We start from the raw sequence: 17,961 nt of genomic DNA on the forward strand, positions 1-17,961 counted from the left end.
CTCTTCCTTAAAGATATAGGAAGAGCTCTTCTCGTTATAAATTATTCATCTGAATCTAAAATTATGGTTACCGGTCCGTCATTAGTTAAGCTGACTTGCATATCAGCACCAAATTGACCTGTTTCAACTTTTAGACCATAGTCATCACGTAATTTTTTATTTAATAGTTGATACATGTTATCACCATGTTCAGGATTAGCTGCATCTACAAAACTTGGACGATTTCCTTTTTTAGTACGACCATACAATGTAAATTGAGAAATTGAAAGGATATCTCCAGATACTTTGTCGAGCGCCCAATTCATCTTGCCATCGTTATCGTCAAAAATTCGCATATGGGCAACTTTTTTTGCCATATAATCGACAGTTTCTTCAGTGTCTGAGTCATGAACTCCCACTAAAAGAACAAAACCTTTGCCAATGCGACCGACTTCTTCATTATTAATCGACACATGTGCGTCAGTTACCCGTTGGATAATGATACGCATAAAAACCTCCTATGATAATGTTCTATAAACTTCATAAACATCGGGAATATTTTTGATTTTATCAATAATTTTATCTAATTGACTTATATTTTGAATGAGTAACTTCAATTTGATTTTTACCGTTGACGAATCATGAGATACATTCCCGTTAATGGTTGAAATCTGTTTCGTCAATGGCGTAATCACTTGAAGCACTTCATTTAGTAAGCCACTACGTTCAAAAGCAATCAATTCAATCTCAACATCATAATTAACATCTGGATCTGAAGCGGCAGTATCTTCCCATTCAACGTCGATTAAGCGACTTGCGCTGTCATCCGTTTTTTTGACATTATTACAATCACGGCGATGAATTGAAATTCCTCGTCCTTTTGTAATGTATCCAACAATATCGTCACCAGGAACAGGATTACAACAATGAGCCAAACGAATCAATAGGTTATCTGCGCCTTCAACCACCACACCATTTTTATGGCGCACAGTCATTTTTTGATTTTGGCTCTTCACTTTTTCTGTTTCTTCAGATTTTTCTTTTAATGTTTCTTCAATTGGAACTTTCTTTTGCTCTTCTGCTTTTTTCCGTCGAACTTTATCAGTCATCCGATTAGCGACGGCTGTTGTTGATAATTCACCAAATCCAACTGCAGCAAATAAATCTTCTGTTGAAGCGAAATTAAACCGTTCTAATAAATGCCTTTCCGTTTCTTTAGTATAAAGTTCTTTAAAACTAAAGCCTAAATCATGAACGGCCGTTTCTACCATTTGACGCCCTTTTTCAATATTTTCATCACGATCTTGTAATTTGAAAAATCGTTTGATTTTATTTCGTGCCCGACTCGTCGTCACAAGATTAACCCAATCACGACTTGGCCCAGCAGAGTTTTTAGACGTTAAGATTTCTACGATATCGCCAGTTTTTAATTGGTAGTTCAATGGTTCAATGCGTCCATTAACTTTAGCTCCAATCGTTTTATTCCCTACTTCAGAATGGATAGAATAAGCAAAATCTAGAGGAACGGAACCATAAGGAAGTTCCGTAACATCGCCTCTTGGAGTGAAAACATAGACTTTATCTTTAAAAATATCTTCTTTGACTGACTGCATAAAGTCCGTTGCGTCATTAGATTCATTTTGTAGTTCTTCTATTTGGTTAAACCAATCTAACTGTGGCTGTAATGGGTTATCGGAAACTTTTTCCGTTTCACCCATTTTGTAAGCCCAGTGAGCAGCTACCCCATATTCGGCAATTTCATGCATTTCAAACGTCCGAATTTGAATTTCAACTGGCATGCCAAAATCCCCTAAAATAGTGGTATGTAATGATTGATAGAGATTGGCTTTGGGCATCGCAATATAGTCTTTAAAGCGCCCAGGCAATGGTTTCCAATTGGTATGGATAATCCCTAGAACAGCATAGCAATCTTTAATCGAATCTACGACAACCCGAATCGCTAACAAATCATAAATTTGACTGAAATCTTTATTTTGATCCTTCATTTTACGATAGATAGAATAAATATGTTTAGGTCGTCCGTAAATCTCAAATTCACCAGTCACAACATCGGATACATGGGCTTCTAATTGTTCAATTGTTTTTTGAATGATACGGTCACGCTCATTCCGCTTAGAGTCAATTAATTGCACAATTGAATAATACGCTTCAGGATCTAAATACCGTAATGAAATATCTTCTAATTCCCACTTAATTTGACTAATCCCTAAACGATCAGCTAAAGGAGCGTAAATTTCCATTGTCTCCCTAGAAATACTAATTTGTTTCTCTTTACGGTGATATTTCAGTGTCCGCATATTATGCAGACGATCGGCTAATTTCACCATAATAACACGTAAGTCATTTGCCATTGCTAATAGCATTTTCCGATGGTTTTCAGCTAACTGTTCTTCGTGAGACTTAAAGCTAAACTTCCCTAATTTAGTGACACCATCCACTAGTTGCGCAATGGTTGGAGAGAAATGGTAAGCTATATCATCTAGAGATATCCCTGTATCTTCCACGACATCATGTAAAAAGCCTGTCGATACAGTGTCAGAATCCATTTGTAATTCAGCTAAGATACCTGCAACTTGAACCGGGTGCATAAAATAAGGTTCCCCTGATTTTCGCATCTGATCTCTATGGGCACGCTCAGCAAAATCGCTAGCTTTTATAACAATAGCCAATTTTTCTTCTGCCATATACTCTTCGCACATCTTTAAAACATCTTGCTTCGTATAATTTTTATTACTTGGCATATTGTCACCCCTTTCCATAAATTAAACGTATTATATCATGAATCTTAACACTAACAACTGTACGAACAACAAATAAACTAGAGTTCAGTAGCATATGAGATTGCACTGAGTAAATATAGTGGTGCCGTTTCCGCTCTCAATATTCTCGGTCCTAAACTACATGTTTTAACATGATCTCCAGCATTTAATAGCTGATTGACTTCTTCGGGATGGATACCACCTTCAGGACCAAAAAAGGCGCCAATGGAGTCTCCCATATCAATTTCCATTAACATATTTTTAAGTAACTTATTTTCGCCAGATTTCGCAGTTTCTTCGTAAGCTACGACAAAATGTTCATGATCATCCACTCGTTCAACCACATCTTTTAAAGAATGTAAGTCGTAGACATAAGGAACCACTGTACGATGGGATTGTTCCGCAGCAGCTTGGCAAATCTTCTGAAGTCGCGCAATTTTTTTGGTAGCTTTCTTATTATCCCACTTAGTGATTGCATGTTTAGTTGTCACTGGGACAATCGCTGTCACTCCAAGCTCAGTTGCTTTTTGAGCAATCAGTTCTAACTTATCTCCTTTAGGTAATCCAATGTATAGAATCACTTCAACCGGCAATTCAACATCAGTCGTTACGAGGTCAACGATTTCACCAATAACCTCTTCCTCTGAAATTGCTGTTATTTGTAAAATTGCAGCTTGATGATTAGAGCCGACGATATATATTTTTTGATTGGGTGTCATCCGCATCACTCGCGAAATATGATGATGATCATTTCCCGTTAACGTCACTTCAGTGGTTTCATCGGTGATGGGATTATCTATAAAGTATCTTTGCATCGATTTTCTCTCCCTTTACGTGCATAGATGGCAAACCATTCACCACGTTGTAAAATTTGCTCAATTCGAAAATCATGATTAATTAACGCCTGTTTAATCTCATCCACTTTATCATAATAGATTCCTGATAACAGTAACGCTCCGTCAGGAACTAGATTATCGTAAGCTTGAGGAATTAGAGGTTCTAAAATATCTGCTAAAATATTAGCACTGATGACATTTACCTGACGATTAACGCCATTCAATTTATCATTCTCAATGACATCAATATCAGTAGAATTCGTGTTTATGCGAATATTTTCACGCGCTGTCTCAATAACTGAATGATCATATTCATATGCCCATACTTTTTTTGCCCCTAATTTGTAAGCGGCAATCGCTAAAATACCTGATCCTGTTCCAACATCAATTACTAAATCATTGGTTTTCATAACCACTTCAAGAAAAATAAGCATTAATTCGGTTGTCGGATGAGACCCCGTCCCAAAAGCCATGCCTGGATCTAAATAAATACAAATATTTGCTTTAGATTCGGGTGTATAAGATTCCCATACTGGAATAATACTCATATAACGTGTCATTTGAATGGGTTGATAATATTCTTTCCACTTATTCTCCCAATCTTGACTTTTTATTTGTTCAGACTGCATACGATATAAAGTAATCGGTTGCTCTTTATTCACTTGATTATATTGATTAATATAAGACTCGAGTTCATAGATAATACCATCGATAGCACTGTTCGCATCAAAATACCCGAGTACAATTGGATGTTGGCTATATTGTGATTCATTGATTTCCCCTTTGACAGTTCCAAAACCATCATCTGGAAGGTTCTCAAAATCACTTCTATCTTTGATAGAAACCCCTGTTGAGCCAAGTAACCATAAGTATTCACTCACAATTTCCTCTGCATAATCATCAACTTCGATTAATAATTCTAACCATTCCATGATTACGCCTCCCAATGTAATTTTTTAGTATTGTAGCGATTAATACTAGAGCGTGTATCTTTCATTTGAATGAGTTCTTCATTTGGCCAAGTTGGAATCACTTCAACACGACGCTGATTGTCAACTTCTTCTATCTGTAAAGCAACATCTTGTAATGTTTTATGAATACCTAGTAATACTAGATTTAAATAACCTTCCTCTGCTCCTTTTGTTACATTAAATAACGGAACAATGATTTTTTTGGACATCGTAGTTACTTGATCACTTAATCCATCCAAATGAAAAATGACTTGATACTTTTTATCTTCACCAATTGGCAAATAAAAGAAAAGATAGATGGATTGAATTTCTTTATGAACAGACATTTTCCATGGATAAGTTAATTGTTGTTTATTTAGCTCATTTTTTATATAAGTCACTATATCGTTTGTCATCGGTTCTCCTCATTTTCTTTCATAACAGAGTTGTTTGTACCCTATTCTAACGGTACGTAAATATTTTAACAATTGATTTTATTTATTTTGCGATTCTTTTCTTGAAAAAATTAATCTTATTTCAAATAAGACAATTATTTTACGATTATGTTACAGATTTAAGCCTTTTTTAAAGCTTAAATCCCTTCAATATGTTATAATATGCCTCAGACAATTATTTTAATGGGGTGTACCAATGGCTGAGCGTAATTTAACAACTAAAGATATTTTACAAAAAGAATTTAAACCAGCTTTACGAGGATTTAATACTGAAGAAGTCGATGAATTTCTTGATTTAATTATTCGGGATTATGAATCTTACGAAAAAGAACTCGCATATTTAAGAAATGAAGTCGAACGTTTGAAACATCAAACAAGTAATAAAAAAACAACTAATGAATCAACAGATAAAAATAAACAAGCGACTCACGCACCATCTGTTGGCACAACAAATTATGATATTTTACGTCGACTATCTAAATTAGAAAAAGCAGTATTTGGAACTCAAACACGTTCACAAACAAGTTCCCATGACGAAAGTTCTAATGAAAGTGAAGTTTCTGATACTGTAGTCTATGAAAAAGATTAGCATTGTGCTATGATTATTAATTGTAAATTTCAGGTAATTGCGGATAGTCCTTACTATCTGAGGAAAGTCCATGCTCACACAAACTGCGACGTTTGTAGTGTTCGTGTCTAGTGAAGTCATAAGCTAGAGCTTAGACGGCAGTTAAAAATGCTAAGGGTTTAAGCCTATGCATGAGTCAACTTGAAAGTGCCACAGAAACGAGTTAACTATGAAAGTAGTTAAATGGAACGCGGTAAACCCCACGAGTGAGCAACCCAAACTTTGGTCGGGGCATTTGACAATGGAAAATGAACCAACGTCAAACTGTTATACAGAGATAGATGATTACCAAACTAATTATGATCCTGCATAATTAGGGAACAGAACATGGCTTATCGAAATTTACATCAGGAGCTGGCTGGGATTCGCTCCCAGCCTTTTTGTTTAGACTTAAGGAGGTAAATTAATGACCACTTATCAACTATTAGCTACTGCTGCTAGCGGAATCGAAGGTTTAGTTGGCAGAGAATTAAAAGATTTAGGCTATGACCGTGAAGTCGAAAATGGTCGGGTTCGCTTTGATGGAACCACCCAAGATATTGCCAAAACTAATTTACAACTAAGAACCGCCGACCGGGTCAAAATTATTATGGGTGAATTCACCGCCAAAACGTTTGATGACTTATATGAAAAAACGAAAGCACTTCCTTGGGAAACCATTCTTCCAATGGATGCTGAATTTCCGGTTGCTGGTAAATCCGTAAAATCAAAATTGCATTCTGTTCCTAACTGCCAAAAAATGGTCAAAAAAGCCATTGTTGATCGTTTATCAAGCGTCTATCATCGTCGTGGCCGTTTACCTGAAACAGGTCACCTGTATCCAATTGAAGTCAGTTTATTAAAAGATACCGCTCTAATTACTATTGATACCAGTGGATCAAGCCTATTTAAACGAGGGTACCGACAAGAAAAAGGTGGCGCTCCACTTAAAGAAAATATGGCCGCTGCGATTATGAAACTAACAACATGGTTCCCTGATAAACCTCTACTCGATCCAACTTGTGGTTCTGGTACCTTATTAATTGAAGCTGCACTCATGGGGAAAAATATTGCCCCCGGATTATTCCGAAAATTTGTCAGTGAAGATTGGGATATCTTCCAAGCTGATGAATATCAAAACGAACGAATTGTAGCTAAGAAAGCCATCAACCAAGAGATTCAGTTAGATATTATGGGTTGCGATATTGACCATCGCATGATTGAAATCGCCAAGAGAAATGCTGAGGCTGCTGGAGTTGACGATCAAATTACCTTTAAACAAATGCAAGTGAAAGATTTTACTACCGATAAAGATTTCGGCATTATTGTCAGCAACCCTCCTTATGGGCAACGTTTAAATGATGAAGAGTATATTCATAATCTTTATCGTCAAATGGGAGACGTTTACCGTCCATTAAAAACGTGGAGTAAATATATTTTAACCAGCGATTTAGCGTTTGAAGAATACTATGGTGAAAAAGCAACCAAACGTCGAAAACTATACAACGGGTCATTGCGAACCGATTTATTCCAATTTTGGGGCGAACGTAAACGCCGTCAGTAATTATTTTAAAATACTGTTTCATTGCGGTAAATCTTACATATCATCAAAAAAGAGAGGTAGTTCTATAACTATCTCTCTTTTTCTGTGCGTCCTTTATGAATCATCGCACAGATAAATAATTGTTTTTTTATAATGAGCTAACTTTATTTTGTTTTTTTACGATTGACGACAAGTAACCCCCCAATACCAAACAATGCTGAAGCTTCTAATATCGTATCTAATGTCGTCACACCGGTCTGTGGTAATGCTTGAGAATTAGAGGCTTTTGTTATTGTCTGTTCAGACAATTGGGCGTTTTCCCATTCAGATGCTTCAACTATTGGAACATCACCTATAAACGAAGGAATCATCGGTTGATAGTCTGTATTCATAGAAACTACTGATGTTCCTTTTTCTGTTGTCAGTTGTGCCAATTGAGCCACTTGTAACGCATAATCACTTAAATAATAGTCAGAGTGATTCAATGTATCCATTAATTGATGAATTTGCGTTATTAATGATGGCGTTAAACCTTGATGATTGGTTTCAAGATTTTTTAGTTCCTCTTTTAACTGTGCAATTTTGTTATCACGGTATGGATGATTCCCTTCAGCAGTCGGTAAGTTTAGTAGCATATGATACAACAGTTTAGCGTGTTGCATTAAGCGTTCTTCAACTCGACCTGGAAATTTGTCTTCTAGGTATGCTAAATTATCACGTTCAGTATGCATAATTGGACCCGCAGCAACGGTTTGATTATAACCATCTAAGTCACCAATTCCCCAATTAGTGCTTTCTAAATACGCAACTGGAATTCCAATATCTTTAAATGGCGCATGGTCACTCCAATCACCAGTACGGCCAGCTGGATATTCAGGATTTAAACCTGGACTCGTTTGAATCGGTAACTGCATCGCTTTCGCTAAAGATAACCCTAAATATGCTAAATAAGTATCGCCACTTAGCCCAGCATAAAGATAAGGATAATCGCCACCAATTAAGCTATCTAGGTTAATCATTCCTAAGGTATGGCGTCTTTCATCCTCAGACATTTGGTTAACATATGCTTTGGAACCTTGTAATCCCATTTCTTCACCACCAAAGGCAATAAAGCGTACTGGAACATTTAAATTTTGTTCGAATAAGCGATGAGCCGTTTCTAACATGACACCGATACCTGAAGCGTTATCATCGGCCCCTTTTGAGCCATTATCAGCTACGGAATCATAATGCGCCCCTACAATCACTTGATCACTAGATGTCACTTCAGGATGATAAGCGATGATATTATGAGAGGTAATTGTTTGGCCCTTATGTTCAAAGGTAAATGGTTGCTCCTCAACTTGATACCCATATTTTTTAAATTCATTTGCAATATAGTCTTTGGCTTTTAATTCATTATCAGTTCCAGAAACACGTTGGCCGATATTATTAGATAAATAATCCACATGCTCTTTAGCTTCTACACCATAAGATTCTGCATAATTTTCCATTTGAGGTTGATTATTATTGTCTGCCTTAACAAATTGACTTTCATTGCCATTATCCGTTACTGTTTGTTGATAATCGTTAACGTCTTTGATACCTTCATTATCTTCAACAATGTCTTGAGCTTCCGTCTGACTTTCATCCTCAGGAATATCACTTTCTACCGGCTGATCAATCCCTGATTCGTCAACTGCTTCTTCACCATTATTAGTTAACTCGACAGCTGACTGGTTATTTGGCAGCGTACTTTCAGCTGCCTCGACATGATCTACCTGATTTCCTAAAAATAAACTTAAAGCTAAAGCTGTTGCTCCAATGGTTAACGGAGTTTTCATTCCACTTTTATCATTTTCTTTGACCATAAACGTATTCCCTCCTTCTTACTGCTAATATCTTACTCCTTTATAAGCGTTTAATCAATTAGTTACAAAAAAAGAGCTCACCTAAGAACTCTTCTAGCCAACTATTTGATGCAATGCTTGCTTCGCTAATTGATCAGCACCTTTATTCTGATTTTCGCTCACCCAATTTAATTGAAAATTAGGGAATTCTTTTAACTGATTTTGGACGTTTAAGGCTAAACGATGATACTTTTTATTGGGATGAAAGCGTCTATTAACGGCTTCCACCATCGTTTTAGAATCACTTTGACACATAATCCATTCTGTCGTTTTATCTTGCTTTTTTAACAACTCTAGAGCAATGAGAAGTGCCCAAAATTCCGCTTCATGATTATCCATTTCTACTTGTAGTGGAAATTTGTAAGGCGTTTGTTGCTTGTCTTCTATCCATAAAATACCAACCGCTGCTTTTCCAAATTGATTTTGCACCGCTCCATCAATGGCCAAACGTATCATTTTAATCACTTCCTACTATTGATAACCATTCTTTGATAATGATTTGCCACTGCTGAAGTTGATCAGCTGATAGCTCTGCCAACCGATGCTTGTCATCTGGATTTGCTATCAACCTTAACACCTCTTCTTCATCCAACAACAGCTCATCATAAAATGGATAAATAATGGCACATAACATTCCCCATTGATTAATAAGGGCTTCTCTTAACAAACTATTTTCGCCGTAGGATTTATCAATCCATTTCAATCCAGAATTAAAAAATGATGTATTCTCTAAACTCGTCAACTCTTGAAGCTTCATTGTTTCAGATTGATTCTCTAAGTTCTTCACTGAGACGGTAAGGGACTCTGTATGTGTCTGCTTATATAACGAGATCAAGTCCACACGAAGCAAGCGTGGCGCATTTTCAATTAAGAGTTGCCATTGTGACAACGGTAATTCATTGGCATGAGTCTGCAAATACGTGACAAGAGATTGTTGCTCCATTAATGATACCGGCTGGAAACTTAATAAACGGCCTAAGATAGTATAAAATTCGGTGTCAGAAATAGGAGATATTTCGCTATCTTCATTAAGTTCGTTAGATAAAATTGTTTCGATAACAACTTCCGGAAGAATCGCTCCCTTTTCTTTGCTTAATAAAATATCACGTAGCTGATTCTTTTTATCTTGGCATTGGTTCGCAACTAATTCTTGGAATGAAAATTTTTCTGAAGGTTCATCAACTTGAAGATGATGGAAGTGCCAGTCATCGGCTTTTTGACTTAAGTCAATGGCTTCGGAAACGAAATCATTCTCAAGTAATATCTTAATCACATCACCGATAAACTCTCTATCATCTTGGCTCATAACCTTTGCTTGTTCTAGATATCCACAAGTTATTTCGAATTTCTCATTGTCGTAAGCTTCAATCGCTTGACGAATTAACTTCTTATCTTGATTAGGAAATGGAATGGTTTGACTCATACGATCACCTTCTTTATAGATTGCTCTACTTATTTTCCATCTTATCATAATTTAAAGAAGATACAGAGGCGGCAGCCTTTAAATATCGTTATAGTTTATAAGGGGTTGGTTAAATTAACCTTTACACTAATTATTTAGAAAAGTAAAAAAGTTGGATAGATATAATGCTTGTTAAGTTCACTACCTATCGATTAAAATACTTTTAAGGAGGAGAAATAGTTAGATACAGAAACTGTTGACGGAAAACAACTTATTAATCGAACGTAAGCTAGACAACGTAAATGATCTAATATTAATTGTTTTGAATACTGAAAAACTGAATATTTCTATATTACTTATGTGTATCTAACACTTATTAAATGACAAAAGAAGCTATCTTTGTGTTTATGGTGCATATACTCGTGTTGTATGTTTTCAAAGTTGATTAAGATATATTATGCAGTAGTAGTATCAACTATTTAAATGAAATACTACCAGTGAATAAGAATGAGTAATGAATATTATTAGTACTAAGAAGAAAATTTTTAGAACTAAACATATCAGTCCCAATTAAAAAACAAATAGATTATGATCAAAAGTTACCCGTAAGATATTACGAGAAAAAGATTTTATTATGGTTTATATCATCACAGGATTTTTACTATTAATTTATTTTTTTAAAATTAGAGATAATAAAAAATAATTGAATAATACTATTCGGGTAGTTTAAGCTACCCTTTTTCAACATGCTCAATAGATTTTTATCTTTAAAATCTCTAAGAATATTAAAATTTTCTCCAGTACTTATTTTTATTACTCTAGAATATCTACTAATCCCTGAAAGGAAAAAACTCTACACAAAGCTAAAATTATTTAACTTTTAATATTACATTAATCAACAAAATATCACTTATGATTAATGTAAATAATCTTTTTTCATCCTTTATCATTCGTAATACTTCTTCTTCAGATAGTTCTTCATACATTTCAAAAGTATCTGATTCTGGCCAAAAATAGCGAATCATAATCCCTATGGGTTCCCAATTCTTACTTTTCTTATTATAATAATGCTCTCTTCTATTCTCTTTGTTCTTCCTAATTATCATTCCACTATGGGAACAGTCTTTCAATTCATAATAGTAAAACATTTTTATACCTTACAGAATCGATATTTATTATACAAGTATATTTAATAATATCCCCAATGTGATAGATATTATTAAAGTTAAAGGTATGACTTTAATAATTAATGTATTTGAGGATATATTGTCAAATCCTTTGTTGACTAAATAGTAAGAAGAAAAACTAGAAATTGTTATAACAGTTAAAAATAGACCTGTAAAAACAATATCGATATTTTTGAAAAAAGCACGAGAAAATAAAAAAATAAAAGTAGGAATATATAGATAACTAAGAGACCTAATGAAAGATATGTTCATATTTTCTTTGTCCATGGTAACCCTTTCATTAATAATCAAAAGCAATATTGTTACTTCTTATTTATCATACTTTCAAAATTGCAACTAATACATCATTTTATTTATAAGCGTTAAAGTTTTCTTTATAAATTCCCAAAAATTGAAATCATTTTTGACAATAATCTCCTCCATAATTTAGGGGAAACTCGCCAATACGATATTTAGGACGATTATAAAGAATTGAAATCTATTAAATAACTTGTTGCAAATGCTTCATTGTATTTTGTTATACTATAATCAAAATAATATTTTTAATATAAATCAAGAATCTATTAAAAACGGGAGTATTTATGTCATATACTAATAACCAAAATTATTTCAAAAGATCATTAAAAATATTTTCAATAGCAGTTGCTCTTTTCTTAATAAGTTTTATTTTATCAATCATATTTAACCCATCAATTGATATTTTTACAAGTTTATCAAATTACGTGCCGTCTACTCTTAACAACTCTCAAGGATTGAACAAAGTATGGAAGTACATAATGCATAATGGAGTTCAAATTCCTTGGCAGATGCTATTTCTTTTTCTAATACCTATACCATTTTTATATGCTTTAAATATGATTTTTACAAGTATTATTTCAGGTGTAGCATTTGGTTTCGCAATTCACCTCAGTTTTTATAAAGGCACTATTATGGTCATTTCTTCATTACCCCATACTTTACTGGAAATACTTGCCATGTGTTTTATAGTTAGTTGCTTATACAAATTAAATCGTGCAATCATCAGAAAAATATGTAATTTCTTTAGGAAATATAAAAAAAACAAATTATTCCTTTAGACTTGCTTTAAGTAATTTATTTAAAGTATATTTTTCAATCGCGTTACCATTATTCGTAATTGCTGCATTTTTAGAAACCTATCTGACAGAACTAATATATAACTTACTCACATAATCATACCTTCCGATGCATTTTAATTATTTTTCTATATTTAATGGATTTTCAAGTCACTGTCACAATATTTAATAAAATTTGTAGCGGCTAAATCCCATAACCATAAGGAATGGATCAATTGGTATAGTGATTCTACAATGATTTTGACGTAATCTAATTTGATGGTATATTGTACATTTAATTCTTATTTCTGGATATAAAAAAGAAATAGCTAGACGAAATGCCTCCTTAAAACAGTTTTACTTTTTTCAAGTGCCTACTTTAAGGAGGTTATTTCAATAATCACTCTTTTTTATAAATTCGAATCAGTTTAAAAAAATTGTTCGCCAAAACAAGCCAATCAATAAACCAATAATAAAAATAACAACCCAAATCATAATATTTTTTCTATTACTTTCTTTCATAGACTCACCTCAAATAATATAATTCTAGTACTATTGAAATTGATCAACCTCAAATCAATACCATCCGATATATAATCTCCTACACTTTATCCTGATAGATTAGTGGCAACTCCATATACAACATACCCAACAAGAACACCACCTATGAAGACAACAGTACTACTAGCCAAACGGAGTGACACAGTTGGTTCTTCATTATCAATATTACTATTGGTTGTATCTGCATGCTTTTGTAGATTTTCATAAGATCCAAAATCATGAACGTTATATCCTAGATGCTCGTAATATTCTTTTTCCGTCTTTTGATGTTTCTGTTCATTTTGTCAACAGACTTAGTAGTCTCTTTTACATATACAACAATATTTGTAACTCCCATTAATAGTATAGAGAAAATAGCTAACACTGCCATACTCTCAATAATTATTTTTTTAGTCATATAAATCTTCTATGACTAAAAAATCCCAAACATTATGGTAAGCGATTTCATTATTACGTTCACTTTATCATAGTTAAAGCATATGTCAAATTCATACCTTTTTATAAATTTTAAAAGAATAAATTAAATGAATTTTTTAGATAGCCTTCGCAATTTTTTAAATAACCAACTGGATGAATATAATTTTTATGATCAATGTAAGGTTTATGATTTATTACATATAAAAAAGGATTAGCTTAAACTATCCTACCATCTTATTTCTTCGTAACATATGTATAATATTCATCTCTTTTTTCTTTAAACGATTTCATATATAATCCATTATTTCCTCAACAATCATCTACTCCATAACCAATGGCATAGCCGTTAGCTTTTACTTTATAAACTTATTTTCAACAGATATTGTGATATACTGATGATAATTTTACTATGGAGGTGGCTTTTATGTATAACCCAATTAACGCTCAAGAATTCGCCTTGGCAGTCGGTTCTTCTCATAGATTTGAAGGGTCTAACGAAGAAATCGCAAAACAAAGCTTAGAGTTATATCGAACTGCTTTTGATACTGCGAATACTTTTAATAAGAGCTTTACAAAAAATAAATCATCAAAAGAAAGTCATGGATCCGTGAATTCTTTTAACCCATAATCAACCTTTTTGAGGCAATTAATTATTAAAAGCAATTGTACTCAATACGAATTTTTCATGCGACAGGAACCCCAACAGTATATGAAATGGTAACTAAAAATACTCACAAATAATTGTGACATTACTAATATAAAAGGTGTTGAAGAGGAATATACTAAAACTTTTATAACTTCAATGACTTTCAAAAAAATAAGCGCTCCATCATTATTTAAAAAATACAGAATTTACTTAGGAGGAATATAAATGCCACTTGAACATTTTGCAGATTGGATTTTTGACGAGGAAATTGAAACGCCTCAAGAAATTTTAGACAATCTAAGAGACGATGAATCAGCAATCAAATCTTATAAAACGATTCGAGATTCGGCGACATTCACAACTAAACGTCTCATTGTTATTGATTCTCAAGGCTTAACAGGTAAAAAGAAAGAAATATATAGTCTTCCCTATAAAAGTATCCATATGTGGTCAACGGAAAATGCTGGAACTATTGATCTAACCTCTGAAGTTCACTTATGGACAAAAGTCGGCGTTATCAAAATTAACTTAGAACGAAACGTTGACGTAAGAGAATTTGACCAATTATTACAAGAGGTTTGTCTGTAACCTCTACTAGTATTAACAAAAAGGAAATGGAAAGGTTAAATTTCAAAAAAATCCCCTCACACATGGTAAACTGTTGTAGAGAGGTTAGGTTGTCCCCAACCCCTTAGATTTTATTTGAGAAGCGTTAATGCAATTTCTAGTATGATTTTTATCAGCTCAAGTAGGACAGTCACAAGAGCTAATTTTACTAGTCAATCGTTTTAACGTTTTTTATTATCCCCTAGCATTCTCTTATGCCTTTTTATGTGTGGCGAGATGCAGGGGAATTTTATTTTTTTGACTGTATTAGTACACATATGCAGATAAAGTTATAGTGCCTTTTTCTGCTTCGCTTGTGAAATTTGACAATAAAAAAACCGCCCTATCATTTAGGACGGCCCTCATCAATATGATAATGGGCGTTAGATTTTTTGCTTAAATGTTGTATGTAATGTTGTATGTTCCGACATACAAAACTTCAAAATCGTTGAGTATCGATTCTTGTGGAATCGTTGTTATATCAACGTTTTTAACGCTTTTTGACACCCATTATAATGTCTCTATGGAGGTGAGGGGATTTGAACCCCTGTCCAGACATGCCGGCTGTCCAACGTTTACTATTATAGTTTATTGCTCATCGAGCGCACTAGCGGTGAATAAACAAACACATCTAGATTGCCTGTCTGATTAAACTCTTTCCTTCGCTCCAGACGGAAGCTAGGGACGTATCCCACTTCAATAGGACCCGTTACTAATACATGGGCGATACTAGGCGGATCTTAGCTCGCTGTTTTTAGGCAGCTAAAGCTAAAGTTTGATTATCTTGTTTGTCAGTTAAGATTTACTGTGACATTTTTACGAAGCTGTCTCTTCGAATAGTAGTTGAACCCCGGGGAATGCCTGTCGAATCCATGAACACCCCCGAATTATGACTAACTATAAGTATACCGTGTTTTTATTATTAATGCAAATTTGAATCTGTATTATAACAAAATAGACTATTATATCACCATTTCTCCTATGAAACGGTCTAAGTAAACTCTTTTCCTAATTTGTGCTATAATAGAGTTATGACATAAGACATTGATAATAAAGGGAGAGGAAATATAATGGCAAGTCAGTTATCATCGAATACACAATCATTAGTTAAAACCGAATTACGTCGGGGCACTAGTAAATCTCGAATTGCCAACTTACTTGATTTATCATATAACGAAGCGATTGAAGTGATTAATCAAGTTAAAGAATCTATTCGTCCTGAAATTGGTGATGAAATTCGCTTCACATTCAGAGAGCATGATATGCAAGGAATTATTGAAAAACTATTAAATAATTCAGCCGTTGTCGATATCTATTGGGATTATTCTGATAACGAAATGCGAGAGATCTGTGAAGAAAAAACTATCGTTAATTTTAAAGATATTGATGAATATGTCCATATTTATAACTAATTCAAAGCAAGTTTTCACTTGCTTTTTTATTGTCTACCATTCAGACACAATTCTCATCTTTTTATTATTTGAAACCGCTTTTATAAACAAATCTTTATTTTTTCTTTAGAAATCACTTTGATTTTTCTCTTAACCTAGATTATGATGGAGGTAATCATTACGATTTTAAGTGTTAGCTCGCTAACACTAGAGGAGGAAAAATTATGAGTCCAGAAAGACTGGCAACTTATAAAAGTCTTGTTGCTTTTTTAGGTGAAGTCATGGGTGAACAATTTGAAATTGTTCTACATGTCATCGAAGAAAAGAATGTGTGGATTGAAACAATTGTGAATGGCCAACTTAGTGGCCGGACAGAAAATTCACCATTAACTAAATTCGCTCTTGAGTTAATTGAATCCAAAGATTATTTGGAAAAAGATTATGTTACCAGTTATAAAACAGTGACTAATACCGGTAAAATTTTACAAGGTGCTACTTTCTTTATTAAAACGGATAATCAATTAGAAGGAATGGTTTGTATTAATATGGACTATTCTGGACAACTTGAATTAGCTGAATCAATGATTAAGATGCTGCATTTACCTAAAAAAATGATAGCCAAAGAATTACTAGGTCATTCTACTGAGAAAGAAACCGATGATTTTACCGAAATTTTATCTGAAAATGTTCAAGATATTATTCATGAATACATTGATCCGAGTCTAATCAATGATAATGTTTCTCTTACTCAGGAGGCTCGTTTAGAAATTATTCGAACATTGGAACGTAAAGGTGTTTTCCAATTAAAAGGTGCTGTTACGCAAGTCGCTAAAATTTTGAAAGTATCAGAGCCTACTATTTACCGTTATCGAAAAATTATTGAACATAGCGATCATTAAAGCAAAAAAACTTATCCCTTTTTACTAGGGATAAGTTTTTTTAGTCTGTTTTGAAATGCTCTGTTTGGTTATAAGCTTCTAAATGGTATTGTCCGTCTTCATAACGAACAATTGATACGCTGGCGTTATCTAGCAAACTATCAATTTGAAAATCAGGAATTAATTCATGAATCATATTCCGAATTGTCATTCCATGGCTGACGATTAGAATCGTTTTATCTGATTCCCGATGTTTTGTAATCACATCAATCAATCCTAATTCAACACGCATCCAAAAATTCATAAAATCTTCCGCATCATGATAAGGATCTAAATCATGTAGAAAATTGAGTTCTCTTTTAACGGCGTCATCAGCAATTAAACCTGAATAACTATCTTCGTCATTATTCACATTTTGACCGATTTGATTCCAAATGTCTGCAGCTGGCAACCCTTCTAAACTACCAAAGAATACTTCTCTAAATTCCGGTCTTTTTTCGATGCGTAAATTTTTATCAGCATAATGATTTTCTTCTAATACAATTTCAGCGGTTTGCACTGTTCGTTGTAAGTCACTCGTATATACTGCTTGAAAATCAACATCGGCAAGGCCACGTGCAGACTGGCGAACATCTTCTACTCCTTTGTCAGTCAACGGAGCGTCTGCCCATCCTTGCATTCGATTGTATTTATTCAAATAGGTTTGGGCATGGCGCATAAAGTAAATTGTGACACCTTTTGCCATGGTCTCACCCCTTTCT

At 33.9% G+C, this 17,961-nt stretch carries 15 protein-coding genes and 2 other RNA genes; 7 read left to right on the top strand and 10 right to left on the bottom strand.

Features of this window, described 5'->3' with window-relative positions:
- Positions 1-41 precede the first annotated feature (41 nt).
- From dtd to B8955_RS02820, 5 genes are all read right to left on the bottom strand, one after another.
- Positions 42-488: a D-aminoacyl-tRNA deacylase gene (gene dtd, locus B8955_RS02800; RefSeq protein ID WP_084098317.1), complete on the bottom strand. Its 447-nt coding sequence runs from the start codon at positions 486-488 to the stop codon at positions 42-44.
- A gap of 9 nt (positions 489-497) precedes the next feature.
- On the bottom strand, positions 498-2,741 hold the full coding sequence (locus B8955_RS02805) for a RelA/SpoT family protein (RefSeq protein ID WP_084098319.1): 2,244 nt from the start codon (positions 2,739-2,741) through the stop codon (positions 498-500).
- A gap of 77 nt (positions 2,742-2,818) precedes the next feature.
- Positions 2,819-3,574 carry a 16S rRNA (uracil(1498)-N(3))-methyltransferase gene (locus B8955_RS02810; protein ID WP_084098321.1) on the bottom strand — a complete coding sequence of 252 codons (756 nt, stop codon included), beginning with the start codon at positions 3,572-3,574 and terminating at the stop codon, positions 2,819-2,821.
- Positions 3,556-4,527 (bottom strand): 50S ribosomal protein L11 methyltransferase, encoded by a 972-nt coding sequence (prmA, locus tag B8955_RS02815; RefSeq protein WP_084098323.1) that lies wholly within the window; start codon positions 4,525-4,527, stop codon positions 3,556-3,558. The genes B8955_RS02810 and prmA overlap by 19 nt, the downstream gene beginning before the upstream one ends.
- A 2-nt stretch (positions 4,528-4,529) precedes the next feature.
- Positions 4,530-4,961, bottom strand: a complete 432-nt coding sequence (locus B8955_RS02820; protein ID WP_084098325.1) for a hypothetical protein — start codon at positions 4,959-4,961, stop codon at positions 4,530-4,532.
- Positions 4,962-5,196: 235 nt separating this feature from the next.
- Between B8955_RS02820 and gpsB the strand changes: the two genes are divergently transcribed.
- The 3 genes from gpsB (at position 5,197) to B8955_RS02835 (ending at position 7,171) form a co-directional block, all read left to right on the top strand.
- Positions 5,197-5,589 (top strand): cell division regulator GpsB, encoded by a 393-nt coding sequence (gene gpsB / locus B8955_RS02825; RefSeq protein WP_084098327.1) that lies wholly within the window; start codon positions 5,197-5,199, stop codon positions 5,587-5,589.
- Between the two features lie 25 nt (positions 5,590-5,614).
- Positions 5,615-5,968, top strand: an RNA gene (gene rnpB, locus B8955_RS02830) — RNase P RNA component class B.
- A 66-nt stretch (positions 5,969-6,034) separates the two neighbouring features.
- The gene (locus tag B8955_RS02835; protein WP_084098329.1) at positions 6,035-7,171 is read left to right on the top strand and encodes a THUMP domain-containing class I SAM-dependent RNA methyltransferase; all 1,137 of its coding nucleotides are present in this window, start codon (positions 6,035-6,037) and stop codon (positions 7,169-7,171) included.
- A 143-nt stretch (positions 7,172-7,314) separates the two neighbouring features.
- On the opposite strand, the gene B8955_RS02840 is transcribed toward B8955_RS02835, so the two are convergent.
- From B8955_RS02840 to B8955_RS02850, 3 genes are all read right to left on the bottom strand, one after another.
- Complete coding sequence (locus B8955_RS02840) at positions 7,315-9,000, bottom strand: M28 family peptidase (RefSeq protein WP_084098331.1); 1,686 nt, start codon at positions 8,998-9,000, stop codon at positions 7,315-7,317.
- Positions 9,001-9,093: 93 nt separating this feature from the next.
- Entirely contained in the window at positions 9,094-9,495 is a 402-nt protein-coding gene (locus B8955_RS02845; RefSeq protein ID WP_084098333.1) for a ribonuclease HI family protein, read from the bottom strand.
- A gap of 1 nt (position 9,496) precedes the next feature.
- Positions 9,497-10,462 (bottom strand): hypothetical protein, encoded by a 966-nt coding sequence (locus B8955_RS02850; RefSeq protein ID WP_084098335.1) that lies wholly within the window; start codon positions 10,460-10,462, stop codon positions 9,497-9,499.
- Between the two features lie 3,641 nt (positions 10,463-14,103).
- On the opposite strand from B8955_RS02850, the gene B8955_RS02865 reads away from it, so the two are divergent.
- Together B8955_RS02865 and B8955_RS02870 are read left to right on the top strand one after the other, a co-directional pair.
- Complete coding sequence (locus B8955_RS02865) at positions 14,104-14,307, top strand: hypothetical protein (RefSeq protein WP_084098339.1); 204 nt, start codon at positions 14,104-14,106, stop codon at positions 14,305-14,307.
- A 243-nt stretch (positions 14,308-14,550) separates the two neighbouring features.
- Positions 14,551-14,913, top strand: a complete 363-nt coding sequence (locus B8955_RS02870; RefSeq protein ID WP_084098341.1) for a PH domain-containing protein — start codon at positions 14,551-14,553, stop codon at positions 14,911-14,913.
- Between the two features lie 539 nt (positions 14,914-15,452).
- Here the strand turns inward: B8955_RS02870 and ssrA are convergent.
- Positions 15,453-15,815: a transfer-messenger RNA gene (gene ssrA, locus B8955_RS02875) on the bottom strand.
- A 186-nt stretch (positions 15,816-16,001) separates the two neighbouring features.
- Here ssrA and B8955_RS02880 point away from each other — a divergent pair.
- Together B8955_RS02880 and B8955_RS02885 are read left to right on the top strand one after the other, a co-directional pair.
- Entirely contained in the window at positions 16,002-16,343 is a 342-nt protein-coding gene (locus B8955_RS02880) for a DUF2187 family protein (protein ID WP_084098343.1), read from the top strand.
- A gap of 203 nt (positions 16,344-16,546) precedes the next feature.
- Complete coding sequence (locus B8955_RS02885; protein ID WP_084098346.1) at positions 16,547-17,221, top strand: helix-turn-helix transcriptional regulator; 675 nt, start codon at positions 16,547-16,549, stop codon at positions 17,219-17,221.
- Positions 17,222-17,261: 40 nt separating this feature from the next.
- On the opposite strand, the gene B8955_RS02890 is transcribed toward B8955_RS02885, so the two are convergent.
- The gene (locus B8955_RS02890) at positions 17,262-17,945 is read right to left on the bottom strand and encodes a histidine phosphatase family protein (protein ID WP_084098348.1); all 684 of its coding nucleotides are present in this window, start codon (positions 17,943-17,945) and stop codon (positions 17,262-17,264) included.
- Positions 17,946-17,961 lie beyond the last annotated feature (16 nt).

The sequence above is a fragment of the Aerococcus suis genome (assembly GCF_900176325.1).
GTDB lineage: Bacteria > Bacillota > Bacilli > Lactobacillales > Aerococcaceae > Aerococcus > Aerococcus suis.

Bases quoted from the DNA above. Each gene is read 5' to 3' on its own strand.
- dtd (WP_084098317.1), bottom strand. From the start codon at position 488: ATGCGTATCATTATCCAACGGGTAACTGACGCACATGTGTCGATTAAT.
- B8955_RS02805 (WP_084098319.1), bottom strand. From the start codon at position 2,741: ATGCCAAGTAATAAAAATTATACGAAGCAAGATGTTTTAAAGATGTGC.
- B8955_RS02810 (WP_084098321.1), bottom strand. From the start codon at position 3,574: ATGCAAAGATACTTTATAGATAATCCCATCACCGATGAAACCACTGAA.
- prmA (WP_084098323.1), bottom strand. From the start codon at position 4,527: ATGGAATGGTTAGAATTATTAATCGAAGTTGATGATTATGCAGAGGAA.
- B8955_RS02820 (WP_084098325.1), bottom strand. From the start codon at position 4,961: ATGACAAACGATATAGTGACTTATATAAAAAATGAGCTAAATAAACAA.
- gpsB (WP_084098327.1), top strand. From the start codon at position 5,197: ATGGCTGAGCGTAATTTAACAACTAAAGATATTTTACAAAAAGAATTT.
- B8955_RS02835 (WP_084098329.1), top strand. From the start codon at position 6,035: ATGACCACTTATCAACTATTAGCTACTGCTGCTAGCGGAATCGAAGGT.
- B8955_RS02840 (WP_084098331.1), bottom strand. From the start codon at position 9,000: ATGGTCAAAGAAAATGATAAAAGTGGAATGAAAACTCCGTTAACCATT.
- B8955_RS02845 (WP_084098333.1), bottom strand. From the start codon at position 9,495: ATGATACGTTTGGCCATTGATGGAGCGGTGCAAAATCAATTTGGAAAA.
- B8955_RS02850 (WP_084098335.1), bottom strand. From the start codon at position 10,462: ATGAGTCAAACCATTCCATTTCCTAATCAAGATAAGAAGTTAATTCGT.
- B8955_RS02865 (WP_084098339.1), top strand. From the start codon at position 14,104: ATGTATAACCCAATTAACGCTCAAGAATTCGCCTTGGCAGTCGGTTCT.
- B8955_RS02870 (WP_084098341.1), top strand. From the start codon at position 14,551: ATGCCACTTGAACATTTTGCAGATTGGATTTTTGACGAGGAAATTGAA.
- B8955_RS02880 (WP_084098343.1), top strand. From the start codon at position 16,002: ATGGCAAGTCAGTTATCATCGAATACACAATCATTAGTTAAAACCGAA.
- B8955_RS02885 (WP_084098346.1), top strand. From the start codon at position 16,547: ATGAGTCCAGAAAGACTGGCAACTTATAAAAGTCTTGTTGCTTTTTTA.
- B8955_RS02890 (WP_084098348.1), bottom strand. From the start codon at position 17,945: ATGGCAAAAGGTGTCACAATTTACTTTATGCGCCATGCCCAAACCTAT.